Source organism: Phaeobacter sp. CC-HEC084 (genome assembly GCF_059429255.1).
The window spans coordinates 1,356,957-1,372,680 of sequence record NZ_JCAIJQ010000002.1; the positions used below are offsets into that span (position 1 = coordinate 1,356,957).

The following is a 15,724-nucleotide window of genomic DNA, read 5'->3' on the forward strand; positions in this document are numbered from 1 at the left end:
CCCTACCAGCGGCGTTCAAAGCGGCGGCGCAGGATCACGGCCACCGTATTCATGGTTACGAGGAAAACCAAAAGGATAATGATGCCGCCCCAGGCCCTCTCGTAAAAGGCCGGGTCGGCGCGTTTGGCCCATTCATAGATCTGCGCGGGCATGGCCGAGTTCGGCGCCAGCAGACCATCGGCCAGGGTTTCCGGCGCGTTGGAGGCGATGAAGCCCACCATGCCGATCAGCAAGAGCGGCGCGGTTTCGCCCAGTGCCTGCGCCAGGCCGATGATGGTGCCGGTCAGGATGCCGGGCGCGGCCAGCGGCAGCACATGGTGGAACACCGCTTGCATTTTCGAGGCACCGACACCCAGTGCCGCATCGCGGATCGACGGGGGCACCGCCTTCAACGCCGCGCGGGTCGAGATGATGATCGTGGGCAGGGTCATCAGCGTCAGTACCAAGCCACCCACCAGCGGCGCCGACATCGGCAGGTGCATGTAGTTGATGAACACCGCGAGGCCGAGGATACCAAAGACGATGGACGGTACAGCGGCGAGGTTCGAGATATTCACCTCGATCACATCGGTGAGCCAGTTCTTGGGCGCAAATTCCTCAAGATAGATCGAGGCTGCAACCCCAATGGGCAGGGCCAGCGCCAGCACCACCAGCATCATGAACAGGGAACCCATCATCGACACGCCGATGCCGGCGGCCTCTGGGCGTTGATCCGAGGCATCCGCGCCGATGATGAAATCGATGTTGAAGGTCTTCTCGATCACGCCTTCAGCAACCAGCGCATCGACCAGATCCAGCTGCGCGGCCGAGATGTTCTTGTCATTCTCGATGCTGTCGCGGTTGACGCGCCCTTTCAGGTAACCATCAACGCGGCTTTGCGCGAGAAAGCGGAACTCGACCGTCTGTCCGATCTGATCGGGGTTTTCGATGACAAAGGCCCGCAGCTGGGCGACGGCGTTCTTGGACAGAAGGCCGGCCATGTCCTTGGACTTGAGCCCGGTTTCGATGCCGCGCGCGTCAATCATGTCCTGCATCGCGCCCTTGACCAGTGGGGCATAGCCGAAGGTGGTGACCTTCTTGATGTCCTCAATGTCGCGGTTGCCTTTCTTGTCGAGCTTGCTTTCCAGCAGTTCCACGTTCAGCGTGACAAAGGTCTGCTGAAAGGCGCCCGCGCCGCGGCCCACGATGGTTGTGACCAGGACGGCCAGCATCATCAGGCCCACTAGGATGGCCGCAATGCCATAGGCCTTGAACCGGGTCTCAGCGGCGTTGCGTTTGCGGGTGCGGGGGCTTTGCGACAGGAGCGATCCGCCCTTGGTCGTCTGTGGCCCGCCAGAGCCGCCGGAGGTGTGACTGATATCGGTCATTAGTCGTACTGCTCCCGGTATTTGCGCACGATATAGAGGGCCAGAACGTTGAGCCCCAGCGTCAGAACAAAGAGGGTCAGGCCCAGAGCGAAGGCGACCAGCGTTTCCGGGCTTGCAAAATCGGTGTCGCCGGTCAGCTGGCTGACGATGCGAGTGGTGATGGTGGTCATCGATTCCAGCGGGTTGAGCGAGAATTTGGCAATCGCCCCTGCCCCCATGACCACGATCATGGTTTCGCCGATGGCGCGCGAAGCCGCCAGCAGAACGGCGCCGACGATGCCCGGCAGCGCGGCCGGCAGAACCACCTGACGCACGGTTTCGGATTTGGTGGCGCCAAGCCCAAGCGAGCCATCGCGCATCGACTGCGGCACCGCGTTGATGATGTCATCGGACAGCGACGAGACAAAGGGGATCAGCATGATGCCCATGACCAGCCCCGCCGTCAGAACCGAGGTGGCGCCGCTCATCCATTCAACGCCAAGAACGCCGTTTTCGCCCTGACCAAAGAAGCTCACCAGCAAGGGGCCGACGGTCAAGAGGGCAAAGAGACCATAAACGATGGTCGGGATACCTGCGAGGATCTCCAGGAGCGGCTTGGCAAAGGCGCGCACCGCCGGGCCGGCGTATTCCGACAGGTAGATCGCTGCGAACAGGCCTACTGGCACTGCCACCAGCAGCGCGATGAAGGAAATATAGAGCGTGCCCCAGAGCAGCGGCAGGATCGACAGTTCGCTGTCACCGCGGAAGTTCGGTGCCCAGGTGGTGCCAAAGAAGAAGTCGGTCCAGGAATGCAGCCCAAAGAAATTCTTGGTTTCAAACAGCATCGACAGGACGATGCCAACGGTGGTCAGGATCGCCAGAGAGGCCGCCAGGATCAGCAGCGCCATGACAACCCGTTCCACCACGTTGCGGGCGCGGAAATCCTTGTCAGACTTGCGATAGGCCAGTCCAAAGCCACCAAGCGCCAGCAGGAGGACCGCAACGGTCATCGCCGTGCGGCCTGTGTGCGACAAGCCCCGGTAGGCGCGCGCGGCGTCCAGAACCTCAGGGCGCACATCCGCGCCAAGCGCGACGCCAACCTCGCCCAGGATGGCCCGCAGGTCAGAGGTTTCGCTGTCAAATTCGCGCACTTCGCGGGCGCTAAGCGCGCCCTGCTCAACCGCCAGATCCAGCCCTTCGGCAACCCGGCGTACGTCGCTCATCACAAGGCTGAGCGAGGCATTTTCCGGAACCAGATCCGCAGGGATCATGGAGGACACGCGGTTTTCGATCAGCACCGGCTGCGCCAGCAGCCAGATCACCAGAGCCGCCAAAGACGGGATCAGCACGCTCAGCCCCACATGAGAGCCGTAGTAGCTCGGCAGGGAATGCAGCGCGCGCGGGTCACCACCGGCCGAAGCAAGCGCGCGGCGACGGCCCAGAACATATCCGGCGGCCGCGATGACACAGAGTAGAACAACAAGCCAGAACGTCGGCATCAAAGGCTCCGTTTGGTGGCGGATTAAAATTCAGGGTGTCCGTTTGGACAGAGAAATGGCCGGGGGAACGTCCCCCGGCCAAATCAGATCAGCAGGGGAAAGATTAGGAGTTTCCGCCCATTACGTCTTCGTTTGCAACCGCTTCCTGGGTTTTCGCCAGTTCCGGGTCTGCAACCAGGCCGTATTCGGCCAGCGGGCCGTCGGGGCCTGCAACTTCGTCGGCGATGAAGAATTCAGCGTATTCTTTCAGGCCGGGGATCACGCCGATGTGGGCTTTCTTCACGTAGAAGAACAGCGGGCGCGAGACCGGGTATTCGCCGGTTGCGATGCTTTCGGTGGAGGGAACGATACCGGACATGGTTGCGACCTGCAGCTTGTCGGTGTTGTTCTCGTAGAAGGCCAGACCAAAGACGCCGATACCGTCTTTGTTGCTTTCGATGCGGGCCAGGGTCTCGGTGTAGTCACCGTCGATGTCCACGGAAACGCCATCGGTGCGCAGGGAGATACAGGCTTTCTCGGCTGCTTTCTTCTTGGCTTTGTCGCTGTCGCCTTCGGCGCCGGCCAGGATGTGCTCGAATGCGCCGGTGGCTTCGCAGCCTGCCAGGATCACCTTGTCTTCAAAGACTTCGCGGGTGCCGTGCTTGGTGCCGGGGATGAAGGCCTGGATCGGCTGCGCCGGGAAGTCCGGGTTCACGTCGGCCCAGGTTTTGTTCGGGTTGGCGACCATTTTGCCGTCGACCATGATTTCGTCGGACAGAGCCAGGTACCAGTCGGTCGGGGTGAATTCGAACCCGTTGCCGTTGATGTCGGAGGCAAAGACGATCCCGTCATAACCGATACGCACTTCGATGATGTCGGTGACACCAGATTCGGCACAGGCCTTGATTTCTTTGTCTTTGATTTTGCGCGATGCGTTTGCAACGTCGATGGTGTTTTCGCCAACACCTTCGCAGAAACGCTTGAGACCGGCCGAAGAACCGCCGGATTCAACAACCGGTGTCGGGAAGTCGAAGTTTTCGCCAAAGGCTTCGGCAACGATCGAAGCATAGGGCAGCACGGTCGAAGAGCCGGCAACCTGCACCTGATCACGTGCGGCGGCAGCGGTGGCCGAAACGGCAGCGATTGCCAGGGCGGATGCGGAAAGTTTCACAAAGGACATTTCAGTCTCCATGAGGTGTTAGAAGGTTCACGATCACCCCCACGATGATCTTGGCCTCCTGCTAAAGGGCGGTCATGTGGCTTTTGTGACAGGTATGTAACAGGCATATGACAATCGCCGGATTGTGACGGAAATTGTGACAAAAACCTTATCCTAATGGTTCACGGCGCCCACACGCCCCTGTGCAATCCGCAAGGGGGCGTTCTTATCTTTCGTTTTTCGGAAGCGGATAGTGGCGCAGGAAGGTTACTGCGGCAGGATCACGGTGAAGGATGCCCCTGCCCCAAGATCGCTTTCGACCCTCAGTCGGCCCCGGTGCCGGTTGATGATGTGTTTGACGATTGCCAGACCCAGACCGGTACCGCCCAGCTCCCGCGAGCGATGGCTGTCGGCGCGGTAGAAACGCTCGGTCAGGCGTGGCAGATGCACCGGATCGATACCCGGACCATTATCGATCACCTGGATGCGGGCCGCCGGGGCGCGCAGGGCCGGATCACGCTCCATCGGCGTCAGCACCACGCGCACCTCATCGCCACCGTATTTGATGGCGTTTTCGATCAGGTTGGTGAAGACCTGTTGCAGCTGATCGGAATCGCCGGTGACATGCACCGGCTCGTCGGGCGCCTCAAGCGACAGGGCGACATTGCCGGCCTCCGCCAGCGGCTGCATGGATTTCAGGGTGGATGTCAGATGCGCCGTAAGGTCCAGTTTTTCTTTTGGCCGCACCCGCTCCGCGCTCTCGACGCGGTTAAGGGACAGAAGATCGCCGACCAGACGGTTCATCCGGCTGGCTTCCCCTTCCATGATCGCGAGGAAGCGATCACGGGCCGCCGGATCGTCGCGGGCGGCGCCGCGCAGGGTTTCGATAAACCCCATCAGCGCGGTCAACGGCGTGCGTAATTCATGGCTGACGTTGGCGACGAAATCGCGGCGCATCTGGCCAGCCTGTTCGCGCTCGGTCACGTCGGTGAAACACAACAGTACGGCGCCGCCATTGACGGCGCCGATGCCGGGGACGTAGCGCAGGCTCACCTCGAATGTGGTGTCCTGCGCGCCGTCATTGGACAGATGTCGGGCGGTGCGCGCAGATTTGTCCTGCAGACAGGCTTCGATTGCAGCGGTGACGCCGGGCTGGCGCAGGATGGTGGCGAAGTGCCGCCCCTTCAGTTGCTGCCCCAAAAGGGTGGTACCGGCCGCATTGGCACCGATGAAGCGTTCGGTCTGATCTACTAGCACCGCAGGCAGCGGGATGGCTTCGAGAAACCCTTCGATCAGCTCTTGCGTCATGGCACTTTGGCCCCTTTTGGATGGCGGTTCGACCCGTGTACCTTTCCAATGTAACGGTTTTATTATGACGCTGCGGCCGCCGCGACCGCCTCGGAGAACACCGCCAGTAGCGCCGCCGGGTCCTCCAGACCAACCGACACCCGGAAGAACCCTTCGCTGAGGCCGAGGCCCGCGCGTTCTTCTGGCGTCAGGGCCCGGTGCGACGAGGAGGCCGGATGCGACAGTGTGGTGCCCACATCACCCAGCGTCGGGGCAAAGTTCAGCCCGTCCGCCGCGCGGGTAAATGCGTTGGCCGCGGCCCGGCCGCCTTCGAGTTCAAAGCTGACCATATTGCAGCCCTGCCCCTTGAGCAGATCCATGGCGCGGTCATGATCCGGGTGATCCTTGCGCGTCGGGTAGATCACGCGCTTGACGCCCGGCATCCCGGCCAGATGATCGGCCAGCGCCGCAGCCGTGGCCTGGCTGCGCTCGAACCGCAGCTCAAAGGACAGCATGCCGCGCTCGGCCAGCCAGCAATCAAACGGGCTGGGTGTCATGCCGGTGGTGACGGAAAACACGCTGAGCCGTTCATTCAGCGCCGGATCGCGTGCCACCACATAGCCCAGCATCACATCGGAGTGGCCGGCCAGCAGTTTGGTGATCGAGTGGATGACGATATCGGCGCCGTGGTCGAACGGCTGAAACCCGCGCGGCGTGGTAAAGGTATTGTCCACCACCAGCAGAATGCCGGTTTCCTTGCACAGGGCGGACAGCCCGTCGATATCCGCCACCGCCAGCGTCGGGTTCGACACGGTTTCGACCAGGATCATCTTGGTCTCCGGACGGATCGCAGCACGCACGGCCGCAATATCCGCCGGATCGGCAAGGCTGGTTTCGATCCCCAGACGCGGCAGGTCTTCCTTCATCAGGCGCAGCGAGCGGCCATAAAGCTGGTTGCCGCCGATCACGTGATCGCCGGTCTTTGTCAGCCCCAGCAGAACCGCAGAAACCGCTGCCATGCCCGAACCGGTGACAACCCCGCCCGACATGCCTTCCATCGCATCCAGACGTTTGGCCACCACATCCGCGTTCGGATGTCCCTCGCGGGAGTAGGTATAGCCGTGCACGCGGCCTTCATACTGGTCATCCAGCGCATCAGGGGTTTCGCTGGCGTAAACCACCGAGGGGCTGAGCGGCGTCACGACCGGGTGGCTTGCACTATGGGGAAGCGGATCGGGCCGCATCAGCGAGCCTTTGGAATTTCTCATTTAGTCGACCTTTTGCAGTTCTTCACGAAAGCGGCGCATGTTGTCCTGGTAATGGAGCGCGCTCCACTTCAGCTTTTCGATTGTTGCCTCATCTACCTGACGCACAACCTTGCCCGGAGCGCCCATGACCAGGGAGCCATCGGGGATTTCCTTGTTCTCGGTGATCAGCGCACCTGCCCCGATCAGGCAGTTCTTGCCGATCATGGCGCCGTTCAACACGGTCGCGCCCATCCCGATCAGGGAGTTTTCGCCGATGGTGCAGCCATGCAGCATTACCTTGTGACCGATGGTGCAATTCTTGCCGATGCTCAATGGGAACCCAGCGTCAATATGCATGACGACGTTCTCCTGCACATTTGATCCTTCGCCGATGCGGATCTCTTCGTGGTCGGCGCGGATGGTGCAGCCGAACCAGACCGAAGATCCGGCCTCCATCACCACCTTGCCGACCAGGTTGGCATTGGGGGCAACCCAGGTATCTTCGTGGATCTCGGGCTTGTCTGTTCCAAGGGCGTAAAGGGTCATGACATTTCCTCAAACTCTGCTTGCAGACCGCGCACGTGATCCACCAGATGCGGTTGCTGAATCCGGCGCAGACGGGTCGCGGTAATGATGGTGCGCAGGGCTTGCTCGGTGGTGTCCAGATCGTCGTTGATCAGCACATGGTCATAGCTGCCCCAGTGGCTGATTTCGTCCCAGCTTTTCTCCATCCGCCGCTTGATGGTGTCAGCATCATCCTGACCGCGGCTTTCCAGTCGGCGGCGCAGCTCGTGGATCGAGGGCGGCAAGAGGAAGATCGACAGCGTGTGCTGGCCAAGGTCCGAATTGCGGATCTGCTGCGCACCCTGCCAGTCGATGTCAAACAGCACATCCTGACCCGCGTTGATCGCCGCCCGCACCGGCCCCTTGGGGGAGCCGTAGAAGTTGCCGAAGACATGCGCGTGTTCCAGCATCTCGCCTTCGGTGACGGCGGCTTTGAATTCATCCACCGTGCTGAAGTGGTAATCCTGACCGTCCACCTCACCCTCGCGCGGGGCACGGGTGGTGGCAGAGACCGAGAACCGGATGCTGTCGTCCCAGCTCCGCAGCCGTTTCGCCAAAGTGGATTTGCCTGCGCCGGATGGCGACGACAGGATGATCAATAGGCCTCGCCGATCAGCCATCAGCTGCTCTCCTCAAATTCTATGGTCTGGGTCATTCGATGTTCTGCACTTGCTCGCGCATCTGATCTATTATCGCCTTCAGCTCAAGCCCGACAGCGGTCAGATCGCTGCTTTGCGCCTTGGAGCACAGGGTATTGGCCTCGCGGTTGAACTCCTGCATCAGGAAATCCAGCTTGCGCCCTATCGGGCCACCGGCCTCTAACAGCTCACGCGCCGCACGCACATGGGCGGCAAGACGGTCGATTTCCTCGGTCACGTCTGCCTTGACCGCGATCAGCGCTAGTTCCTGCGCCAGACGGTCGGGGTCCATGCCATCGGAATTCGCCAGAACCCGTTCAAGATTGGTCTTAAGAGTTTCCGCGATTCTGGGCTTGCGCTCTTCTGCCAGAGCCGCCGCCGAAGCGCTGAGGGCTTCCACTTGGTCCAGTTGACGCTTCAATACATTAAGCAATTGGGCGCCTTCGGTCCGCCGCATTTCGGTGAGGCCCGCCAAAAGGGTTAAGAATTCGTCCTTCAGCGCGGCCACCAGCGGCGCCGGGTCGTCCTCTGTCACCGCGTGTTCCATCACCCCGCGCAGGGCTAGAATGTCCGATGCCGACGATGGTTTCAGATCCACTCCCGCCGCCTGCGCGGCTGCTTCGGTCTGCGCCAGTGCCTCCAACACCGACGTGAGTGCTGCCGGGTTCAGTTGCAGTGGCCCGCCCCCCTCTTCCCGGCGCGTCAATCGCAGGGTCAGCGAGATATTCCCGCGCGATAGAGATTTGGAAAGTGTTGATCTGACAAAGGGTTCCAGACCCTCTAGCCAATCCGGAATGCGCAGGCGCAGGTCCAGCCCCTTGGCATTGACCGACCGGATTTCCCAGCCCCAGCTATGCGCATCAAGGCCCCCTTGCGCGGATGCGAATCCTGTCATGCTGTTCACAGTCATACACTCAGCCCTTCGTCGTTTTCTGCGCGCGACATTGCCACAAAGGCGCCGATAAGCACAACGGATGCGGGCCTTATTCTTTGGTATAGAAGGCCTATCCGGATCCCGTTAACCATTGCTTGAAGAAATAGTCATAATTTGAATCATATTGTGCCATATTAATGAAGCAGTAAGGATTTGGGCGGATATTGTTAAGCAGTCTTAAGAAAGCTTAACCTGCCGCCGCAGACAGTCGGGATTCTCCCGGCAAGCAAAAGGACACGGACATGTTTTTCGGCGGTCGCAAAAGCTCTGGACAGAACAAGGGTCACGACAAGGTGGTTCCGATGGACAACTTCCGCAGCCACACCCCCGTGTCGGCGATGCGCCAGGCAGAAGCCTACTGGACAGCCCTGCGTCGGGGTGATGACATTCCCAGCCGCTCGCAAATCGATCCGCGTGGTCTGGAAAACATCTTGTCCCAGACCTTCATTCTCGAACGCGTGGCGCCCGGGATCGCCCGGTTCCGCCTTGCGGGCCAGAAGGTCAACGAGATGGCAGGAATGGAAGTGCGTGGAATGCCGATCACGGCGTTCTTCACCCCCGATGCCCGCAAACAGCTGAGCGCCGCATTGGAGCATATGTTCGAAGCCCCCGCTATCGTTGAGCTGGAGCTGCAAACCGAACCCTCGCGTCTGCGGGGACGACGTGAGGCACGGATGTTGCTGCTGCCGCTGCGCAGCGATCTGGGCGATGTCAGCCGGGCTCTGGGCGTCTTCGTCTCGGAAGGCAACCCGACAGGAACATCGCAGCGGTTCACGGTGTCCTCGATCGAGATGCGGACCATCTCGCAGGGCAGCACCGATGGCGAATTCAAGGCCAAGCCGCGCGAAGAGAAGCAAGATATCAATACGCCGAACCCCGGCTTTGCAGAAACACAGGAGCGGTTCACGACCGAAAAGTCCATTCTGGACGAGGCGCGCGCCCTTGCCGACCGCGGCACCCTCAAGGCCACGCCGGATGCAGAAAAACCGGGTGAAACCGCAGACGGCTGTGCCAGCAAAAAGGCGCCCAAACGTGGATCACATCTGCGTCTCGTGGTCAGCCGCGACTAAGCACAGACATAGCCGGAGCACTCCGGCCGAGATTCCGGTCCAAGGTCATAGCACCGGAAAATACGCCCCGCGGAAGAACTCCCGGGGCGTTCCCTTTTCTGCCAGGCTTCACCGTTTTCAAGTCTGCCATGCAGCTCAAAGCAAAAAGCCGCCCCGAATGGAGCGGCTTTTCTTTTGTTATCAGCCCCCTAGGCGCAGCCTCTAAGGCAAGCACCCCTCGCTTCAGCCAGCCTCGGCTGTCGCGGCGGCGCCACCGCGTTGACCGCGCAGGGTGGACAGCTCTTCCGCCACCAGGAACGCCAGTTCCAGAGATTGGCTGGCGTTAAGGCGCGGATCGCAGGCCGTATGATAGCGGTCGCTGAGGTTCTCATCGGTGACAGCCCGCACGCCGCCGGTGCATTCGGTGACATCCTGACCGGTCATCTCGAAATGCACGCCGCCGGGGATGGTGCCCTCGCTGGTGTGAACTGCGAAGAAATCGCGCACCTCGCGCAGAACGCTGTCAAAGGGCCGGGTCTTGTAACCGCTGGTGGACTTGATGGTATTGCCATGCATCGGGTCACAGACCCATGTGACATTGGCGCCCTCTTCCTTCACCGCCTTGATAAGGCGCGGCAGATGATCCGCTGCCTTCCCGGCGCCGAAGCGGGCGATCAGCGTCAGACGGCCCTCTTCGTTCTCGGGATTCAGCTTGGCCATCAACTCCTTGAGGTCCTCGGCGGTGGTGGTCGGGCCGCACTTCAATCCGATCGGGTTCAGAACACCGCGGCAGAACTCCACATGCGCGCCGTCGGGCTGGCGGGTGCGGTCACCGATCCAGATCATGTGGCCGGAACCGGCCAGCCATTTGCCGGAGGTCGAATCAAGACGGGTCAGCGCCTCTTCATATTCCAGCAGCAGACCTTCGTGGCTGGTGTAGAACTCAACCGTCTGCAGCGTATGCGCGGTGTCGTTATTGACCCCGGCTGCTTTCATGAAGTCCAGAGTGTCGGTGATCCGGTTCGCCATTTCGCGATATGTCTCTGCCTTCTCGCTTTCGGTGAAACCGAGCGTCCAGGCGTGCACCTGGTTCACATCCGCGTAACCGCCGGTCGAAAACGCGCGCAGCAGGTTCAGCGTTGCAGCCGCCTGAGTATAGGCCTGCAGCATCCGGTTCGGATCTGGCACCCGCGAGGACTCGTTGAAGGCCAGATCGTTGATGATATCACCGCGGTAGCTGGGCAGCTCAACACCATCCACCACTTCGGTCGGGGCACTGCGCGGTTTGGCGAATTGCCCGGCCATCCGGCCCACCTTCACCACCGGGACCTTGGCGCCATAGGTCAGAACCATCGCCATCTGCAGCATCACCTTGAAGGTGTCACGGATTGCATCGGCGCTGAACTGTTCAAAGCTTTCGGCGCAATCGCCACCCTGAAGCAGGAAGGCCTCGCCGCGCCCGGCGGCTGCCAGGTGCTGTTTCAGACGCCGTGCTTCGCCCGCAAAAACCAGCGGCGGATACTTGGAAAGCTGCGCCTCGACGGCCGCAAGGGCCGCCGCGTCGGTATAGTCGGGCATCTGAACCCGCGGTTTCTGGCGCCAGGTCGATTTTTGCCACTCACTCATAGCTTTTCTCCGCTCAAGAGGTCTTTGGGTATTTTCGGGCCCCACGTATACAAAACCCCGTGGCCACTGGCCAGTTCAGAATTTGAACATCTTGACCCGGCGGCATTCCTGTGAGCACGGTCAAAGACAGCCAGAACGAGCCCGACTCTCTGCGCATTATCCACAACAGTCAGGGGCCCGCACCATGCAGAACCAACGTAAACGAGTTGAACTTTCCGAATCCGTCGGTCCGACCAAACGGTTCGTTTTTGTATTGCTCGAACGGTTCTCCATGCTTTCCTTTGCCTCAGCCGTTGAATGTTTGCGCATTGCCAATCGGATGAGTGGGCGCGAGCTTTATTCATGGTCGCTGCTCGCAGAAGGCGGAGAGACGGTTACCTGCTCAGCCGGAACCACGTTTCAGCTTGATGGTGACCTCAGCGAACTGCAGCGCGATGACACCATCCTTTTGTGCGCTGGGATCGATGTTCAGGGCGCCACAAGCAAGAAGCTGCTGTCCTGGCTGCGGCGCGAAGCCCGCAAGGGATTGAAGGTGGGAGGGCTGTGTACAGCATCCTACGCACTGGCCAAGGCCGGGCTTCTGGACGGAAAACGCGCAACCATTCACTGGGAAAATGCGGATAGTTTTTCCGAGGAGTTTGAAGAGGTTGAGCTGACAAAGTCGGTGTTCGTCATCGATGGGAACAGGCTGTCTACGGCTGGCGGGACCTCTTCGATTGATTTGATGCTGAAACTCATTGCCAATGACCACGGTGAAGAACTGGCCAATGCGGTGGCCGATCAGCTGATCTATTCGTCGATCCGGACCGATCAGGACACCCAGCGCCTTTCGATCCCGACCCGGATCGGCGTGCGCCATCCGAAACTGTCGATGGTCATCCAGATGATGGAAAGCAATATCGAAGAGCCGATCAGCCCATCGATCCTGGCGCAGGATGTCGGCATGTCGACGCGCCAGCTGGAGCGCCTGTTTCGCCGCTATCTGAACCGCAGCCCCAAGCGGTATTATATGGAGCTCCGTCTGCAGAAGGCGCGCAATCTGCTGATGCAGACCGACATGAGTGTCATCAACGTGGCGCTGGCCTGTGGCTTTGCCTCACCTTCGCATTTTTCGAAATGCTACCGAGCGCATTATGACACCACACCTTATCGTGAACGCGGCAGTAAATCGACACAGGCCGCCCCGCGCTGAATGCGTCGTCGCACGCGGCCCTGATCGGCCGATCCCGGATTACTCTCACGGAGAGCATTTGGCGGCCAATTTTGGCAACGCAGTCGCGTGATTGTGTTCTTTTCCTTTGCGGAGGAACGCTGTAAAGGCACGTCCCAGTCGGGTTTATAGATAAAAACCATGCCTGATGATGGAGGAATCGGCCCCAAAGCAAGCCGAGTGCGAAGCGAGGTCCAAATGGACTTTCTTTTTTCAAACGCCTTGCCTAGGGTCCAATGTGAACAGATTTGTTCCAACAAGGGAGTTTTCAAATGAAAAAACTACTGCTGGCCACAACGGCCGTTGCACTGACCGCGGGCACCGCATTTGCTGGTGGCCACGCCAAGGAAGTGAAACTGGGCGTTCTGCTTGGCTTTACCGGCCCGATTGAATCGCTGACCGCAGCCATGGGTGCCGGCGCCGAAATGGCAATGGCAGAAGCCACCGCATCCGGCAAACTGCTGGACGGCGCTTCGGTGACCTCTGTACGCGCAGATACCGGCTGCATCGACAACGGTCTGGCTGTTGCCAACGGTGAAAAACTGGTCGCTGAAGGCGTCAACGGCATCATCGGCGGTGACTGCTCGGGCGTGACCGGCGCGATCCTGCAGAACGTTGCGATTCCGAACGGCATGGTGATGATCTCCCCTTCGGCGACCTCGCCCGGGCTGACCACCATGGAAGACAATGACCTGTTCTTCCGCACCTCGCCCTCCGACGCCCGTGAAGGCGAAGTGATGGCCGAGATCCTGCAGGAGCGTGACATCAGCTCGATCGCCCTGACCTACACCAACAACGACTACGGCAAGGGTCTGGCGGACGCGATCAAGACCTCGTTTGAAAAGGTCGGCGGTGAAGTCACCATCGTGGCAGCCCACGAAGACGGCAAAGGCGACTATTCCGCCGAGGTTGCCTCGCTGGCTTCTGCCGGCGGCGACATCCTGGTGGTTGCCGGGTATCTGGACCAAGGCGGCCTGGGCATCATCCAATCGGCGCTGGACAGCGGCGCCTATGACACCTTCGGTCTGCCCGGTGGCATGATCGGTGACAGCCTGCCCAAGAACGTGGGTTCCGACCTTGATGGCTCCTTTGGCCAGATCGCCGGTTCCGACTCCAAAGGCGCGGAAGTCTTTGCCGAGATGGCCAAGGCGGAAGGCTTTGACGGCACATCGGCCTATGCACCGGAATCCTATGACGCAGCGGCGCTGTTCCTGCTGGCTATGCAAGCTGCAGGCTCCACCGATCCGGCGGAATACGGTCCCAAGATCATGGAAGTTGCTAACGCTCCCGGTGAGCCGATCAACCCCGGTGAACTGGGCAAGGCGCTGGAAATCCTGGCCGCTGGCGGCGACGTCGACTTCCAGGGTGCGACCGGCGTTGAGCTGATCGGCCCCGGTGAGAGCGCAGGCTCCTACCGTGAGATCGAAGTCAAGGACGGTGCAAACACCACCGTGAAATTCCGTTAATCCTGAACAGGATAACGCAAACGAGAGATCAGCCCGGCATCGTCCGGGCTGTTCCAAATTTAAAGACTGCAAAAAACAAGCAGTTAGGGGATGAAATGACATGATCGTCGTCGAGGACTTGCACAAGCACTTCGGCGGGTTCCACGCGGTTGATGGCGCTTCGCTTGAAATCGCAAAGGGCTCCATAACCGGTTTGATCGGGCCAAATGGCGCGGGAAAAACCACTCTTTTCAACGTGATTGCGGGTGTTCTTGAACCCACCTCCGGGCGGGTCACCATGGATGGTGAGGATATCACCGGCCTGCCCCCGCATGAGTTGTTCCACAAGGGATTGCTGCGCACCTTCCAGATCGCGCATGAATTTTCCTCGATGACCTGCCGCGAGAACCTGATGATGGTCCCGGGCAGCCAGTCGGGTGAGAGCTTGTGGAACACCTGGTTCGGACGCAAGCGCATCGCCAATGAGGAACGCGCCCTGCGTGCAAAGGCGGACGAGGTGCTGGAGTTCCTGACGATCAGCCATATCGCCGATCTGAAGGCGGGCGAGGTCTCCGGCGGGCAGAAGAAGCTGCTGGAACTGGGCCGCACCATGATGGTGGACGCCAAGATCGTCTTCCTCGATGAGGTCGGCGCCGGCGTGAACCGGACCCTGCTTTACACCATCGCCGATGCGATCAAGCGCCTGAATGAGGAACGTGGCTATACCTTCGTTGTGATCGAACACGACATGGAGTTCATCGGCCGCCTGTGCGATCCGGTGATCTGCATGGCCGAGGGCAAGAAGCTTGCCGAAGGTACGTTGGACGAGATCAAGGCCAACGAACAGGTGATCGAAGCTTACCTGGGCACCGGTCTGAAAAACAAAGACAAAATAGGGGCAGACGCATGAGCGGCAACCCGTATCAGGACGATCGTGGCAACAAGGATTCCACGATCACCAACACCCATGGCGTGGGCACGATGCAGCCTGCCCACCGCAAGAGCGGCCCCACCACCAAGGTTGAGGGCGACAGCCCCTTCCTGATCGGCGATTGCATGACCGGCGGATACGGCAAGGGACCGGACATCCTGCATGACTGCACCATCGCCGTGAACCCGGGCGAGATCGCCGTGATCGTCGGCCCCAATGGCGCCGGCAAATCCACCGCGATGAAGGCCGTGTTCGGCATGCTGAACGTGCGTTCTGGCGCGGTGCGTCTGGATGGTGAGGATATCACCCAGCTCTCGCCGCAGGACCGCGTGGTCAAGGGGATGGGCTTTGTGCCCCAGACCAGCAATATCTTCACTTCGATGACGGTTGAGGAAAACCTGGAGATGGGCGCCTTCATCCGCACCGATGATTTCTCGGACACGATGGAGCAGGTCTATCACCTCTTCCCGATCCTGAAGGAAAAGCGCAACCAGCCTGCGGGCGAATTGTCGGGCGGTCAGCGTCAGCAGGTGGCCGTGGGCCGCGCGCTGATGACCCAGCCAAAGGTTCTAATGCTGGACGAGCCCACAGCCGGTGTTTCGCCCATCGTCATGGACGAGCTGTTCGACCGCATCATCGAGGTTGCCCGCACCGGGCTGCCGATCCTGATGGTGGAACAGAACGCCAAACAAGCCCTTGAGATCGCGGACAAAGGTTATGTCCTGGTCCAGGGCCGCAACGCCTATACGGGCACCGGTCAGGAACTGCTGGCCGATCCCGAAGTGCGCAAATCCTTCCTGGGGGGCTGAG

The 15,724-nt window shown here is 60.4% G+C and carries 14 protein-coding genes; 5 read left to right on the forward strand and 9 right to left on the reverse strand.

All coding sequences use genetic code 11. The annotated features are described in order from the left end of the window. Positions 1-2: 2 nt before the first annotated feature. The 8 genes from pstA to AC5SSZ_RS06930 all read right to left on the reverse strand — a co-directional run bounded on the left by pstA (position 3) and on the right by AC5SSZ_RS06930 (position 8,629). A complete protein-coding gene (gene pstA / locus AC5SSZ_RS06895) occupies positions 3-1,367 on the reverse strand; it encodes a phosphate ABC transporter permease PstA (protein ID WP_369002377.1) in 1,365 nt (454 codons plus the stop codon). Beyond that, the gene (gene pstC / locus AC5SSZ_RS06900; protein ID WP_495437693.1) at positions 1,367-2,845 is read right to left on the reverse strand and encodes a phosphate ABC transporter permease subunit PstC; all 1,479 of its coding nucleotides are present in this window, start codon (positions 2,843-2,845) and stop codon (positions 1,367-1,369) included. Before pstC ends, pstA begins: the two co-directional genes overlap by 1 nt. 103 nt (positions 2,846-2,948) lie before the next feature. After that, a complete protein-coding gene (locus tag AC5SSZ_RS06905; RefSeq protein ID WP_495437694.1) occupies positions 2,949-4,004 on the reverse strand; it encodes a substrate-binding domain-containing protein in 1,056 nt (351 codons plus the stop codon). Between the two features lie 246 nt (positions 4,005-4,250). Then, positions 4,251-5,291, reverse strand: coding sequence for an ATP-binding protein (locus AC5SSZ_RS06910; protein WP_274832244.1), 1,041 nt, complete (start codon positions 5,289-5,291; stop codon positions 4,251-4,253). A gap of 62 nt (positions 5,292-5,353) precedes the next feature. Further along, entirely contained in the window at positions 5,354-6,538 is a 1,185-nt protein-coding gene (locus tag AC5SSZ_RS06915; protein ID WP_065270277.1) for a trans-sulfuration enzyme family protein, read from the reverse strand. Continuing rightward, positions 6,539-7,063: a gamma carbonic anhydrase family protein gene (locus tag AC5SSZ_RS06920; protein WP_495437695.1), complete on the reverse strand. Its 525-nt coding sequence runs from the start codon at positions 7,061-7,063 to the stop codon at positions 6,539-6,541. Continuing rightward, positions 7,060-7,701, reverse strand: a complete 642-nt coding sequence (gene gmk, locus AC5SSZ_RS06925) for a guanylate kinase (protein ID WP_065270275.1) — start codon at positions 7,699-7,701, stop codon at positions 7,060-7,062. Before gmk ends, AC5SSZ_RS06920 begins: the two co-directional genes overlap by 4 nt. 31 nt (positions 7,702-7,732) lie before the next feature. Further along, positions 7,733-8,629 (reverse strand): YicC/YloC family endoribonuclease, encoded by an 897-nt coding sequence (locus AC5SSZ_RS06930; RefSeq protein WP_065270274.1) that lies wholly within the window; start codon positions 8,627-8,629, stop codon positions 7,733-7,735. A 266-nt stretch (positions 8,630-8,895) separates the two neighbouring features. Between AC5SSZ_RS06930 and AC5SSZ_RS06935 the strand changes: the two genes are divergently transcribed. After that, entirely contained in the window at positions 8,896-9,723 is an 828-nt protein-coding gene (locus AC5SSZ_RS06935) for a PAS domain-containing protein (protein ID WP_495437696.1), read from the forward strand. Positions 9,724-9,945: 222 nt separating this feature from the next. Here the strand turns inward: AC5SSZ_RS06935 and AC5SSZ_RS06940 are convergent, their stop codons facing one another. After that, on the reverse strand, positions 9,946-11,328 hold the full coding sequence (locus tag AC5SSZ_RS06940; RefSeq protein WP_274839177.1) for a class II 3-deoxy-7-phosphoheptulonate synthase: 1,383 nt from the start codon (positions 11,326-11,328) through the stop codon (positions 9,946-9,948). A gap of 184 nt (positions 11,329-11,512) precedes the next feature. On the opposite strand from AC5SSZ_RS06940, the gene AC5SSZ_RS06945 reads away from it, so the two are divergent. From AC5SSZ_RS06945 to AC5SSZ_RS06960, 4 genes are all read left to right on the forward strand, one after another. Further along, positions 11,513-12,520, forward strand: a complete 1,008-nt coding sequence (locus AC5SSZ_RS06945; RefSeq protein WP_065270271.1) for a GlxA family transcriptional regulator — start codon at positions 11,513-11,515, stop codon at positions 12,518-12,520. A 290-nt stretch (positions 12,521-12,810) separates the two neighbouring features. Then, the gene (locus AC5SSZ_RS06950; protein ID WP_065270270.1) at positions 12,811-14,004 is read left to right on the forward strand and encodes an ABC transporter substrate-binding protein; all 1,194 of its coding nucleotides are present in this window, start codon (positions 12,811-12,813) and stop codon (positions 14,002-14,004) included. A gap of 100 nt (positions 14,005-14,104) precedes the next feature. Then, complete coding sequence (locus tag AC5SSZ_RS06955; RefSeq protein ID WP_065270269.1) at positions 14,105-14,893, forward strand: ABC transporter ATP-binding protein; 789 nt, start codon at positions 14,105-14,107, stop codon at positions 14,891-14,893. After that, entirely contained in the window at positions 14,890-15,723 is an 834-nt protein-coding gene (locus tag AC5SSZ_RS06960) for an ABC transporter ATP-binding protein (RefSeq protein WP_495437697.1), read from the forward strand. The genes AC5SSZ_RS06955 and AC5SSZ_RS06960 overlap by 4 nt, the downstream gene beginning before the upstream one ends. Position 15,724 lies beyond the last annotated feature (1 nt).

Coding starts and splice junctions, on each gene's coding strand:
- AC5SSZ_RS06955 (WP_065270269.1), top strand. CDS start 14,105: ATGATCGTCGTCGAGGACTTGCACAAGCACTTCGGCGGGTTCCACGCG.
- AC5SSZ_RS06940 (WP_274839177.1), bottom strand. CDS start 11,328: ATGAGTGAGTGGCAAAAATCGACCTGGCGCCAGAAACCGCGGGTTCAG.
- AC5SSZ_RS06945 (WP_065270271.1), top strand. CDS start 11,513: ATGCAGAACCAACGTAAACGAGTTGAACTTTCCGAATCCGTCGGTCCG.
- pstC (WP_495437693.1), bottom strand. CDS start 2,845: ATGCCGACGTTCTGGCTTGTTGTTCTACTCTGTGTCATCGCGGCCGCC.
- AC5SSZ_RS06910 (WP_274832244.1), bottom strand. CDS start 5,291: ATGACGCAAGAGCTGATCGAAGGGTTTCTCGAAGCCATCCCGCTGCCT.
- AC5SSZ_RS06920 (WP_495437695.1), bottom strand. CDS start 7,063: ATGACCCTTTACGCCCTTGGAACAGACAAGCCCGAGATCCACGAAGAT.
- pstA (WP_369002377.1), bottom strand. CDS start 1,367: ATGACCGATATCAGTCACACCTCCGGCGGCTCTGGCGGGCCACAGACG.
- gmk (WP_065270275.1), bottom strand. CDS start 7,701: ATGGCTGATCGGCGAGGCCTATTGATCATCCTGTCGTCGCCATCCGGC.
- AC5SSZ_RS06930 (WP_065270274.1), bottom strand. CDS start 8,629: ATGACTGTGAACAGCATGACAGGATTCGCATCCGCGCAAGGGGGCCTT.
- AC5SSZ_RS06960 (WP_495437697.1), top strand. CDS start 14,890: ATGAGCGGCAACCCGTATCAGGACGATCGTGGCAACAAGGATTCCACG.
- AC5SSZ_RS06905 (WP_495437694.1), bottom strand. CDS start 4,004: ATGTCCTTTGTGAAACTTTCCGCATCCGCCCTGGCAATCGCTGCCGTT.
- AC5SSZ_RS06915 (WP_065270277.1), bottom strand. CDS start 6,538: ATGAGAAATTCCAAAGGCTCGCTGATGCGGCCCGATCCGCTTCCCCAT.
- AC5SSZ_RS06950 (WP_065270270.1), top strand. CDS start 12,811: ATGAAAAAACTACTGCTGGCCACAACGGCCGTTGCACTGACCGCGGGC.
- AC5SSZ_RS06935 (WP_495437696.1), top strand. CDS start 8,896: ATGTTTTTCGGCGGTCGCAAAAGCTCTGGACAGAACAAGGGTCACGAC.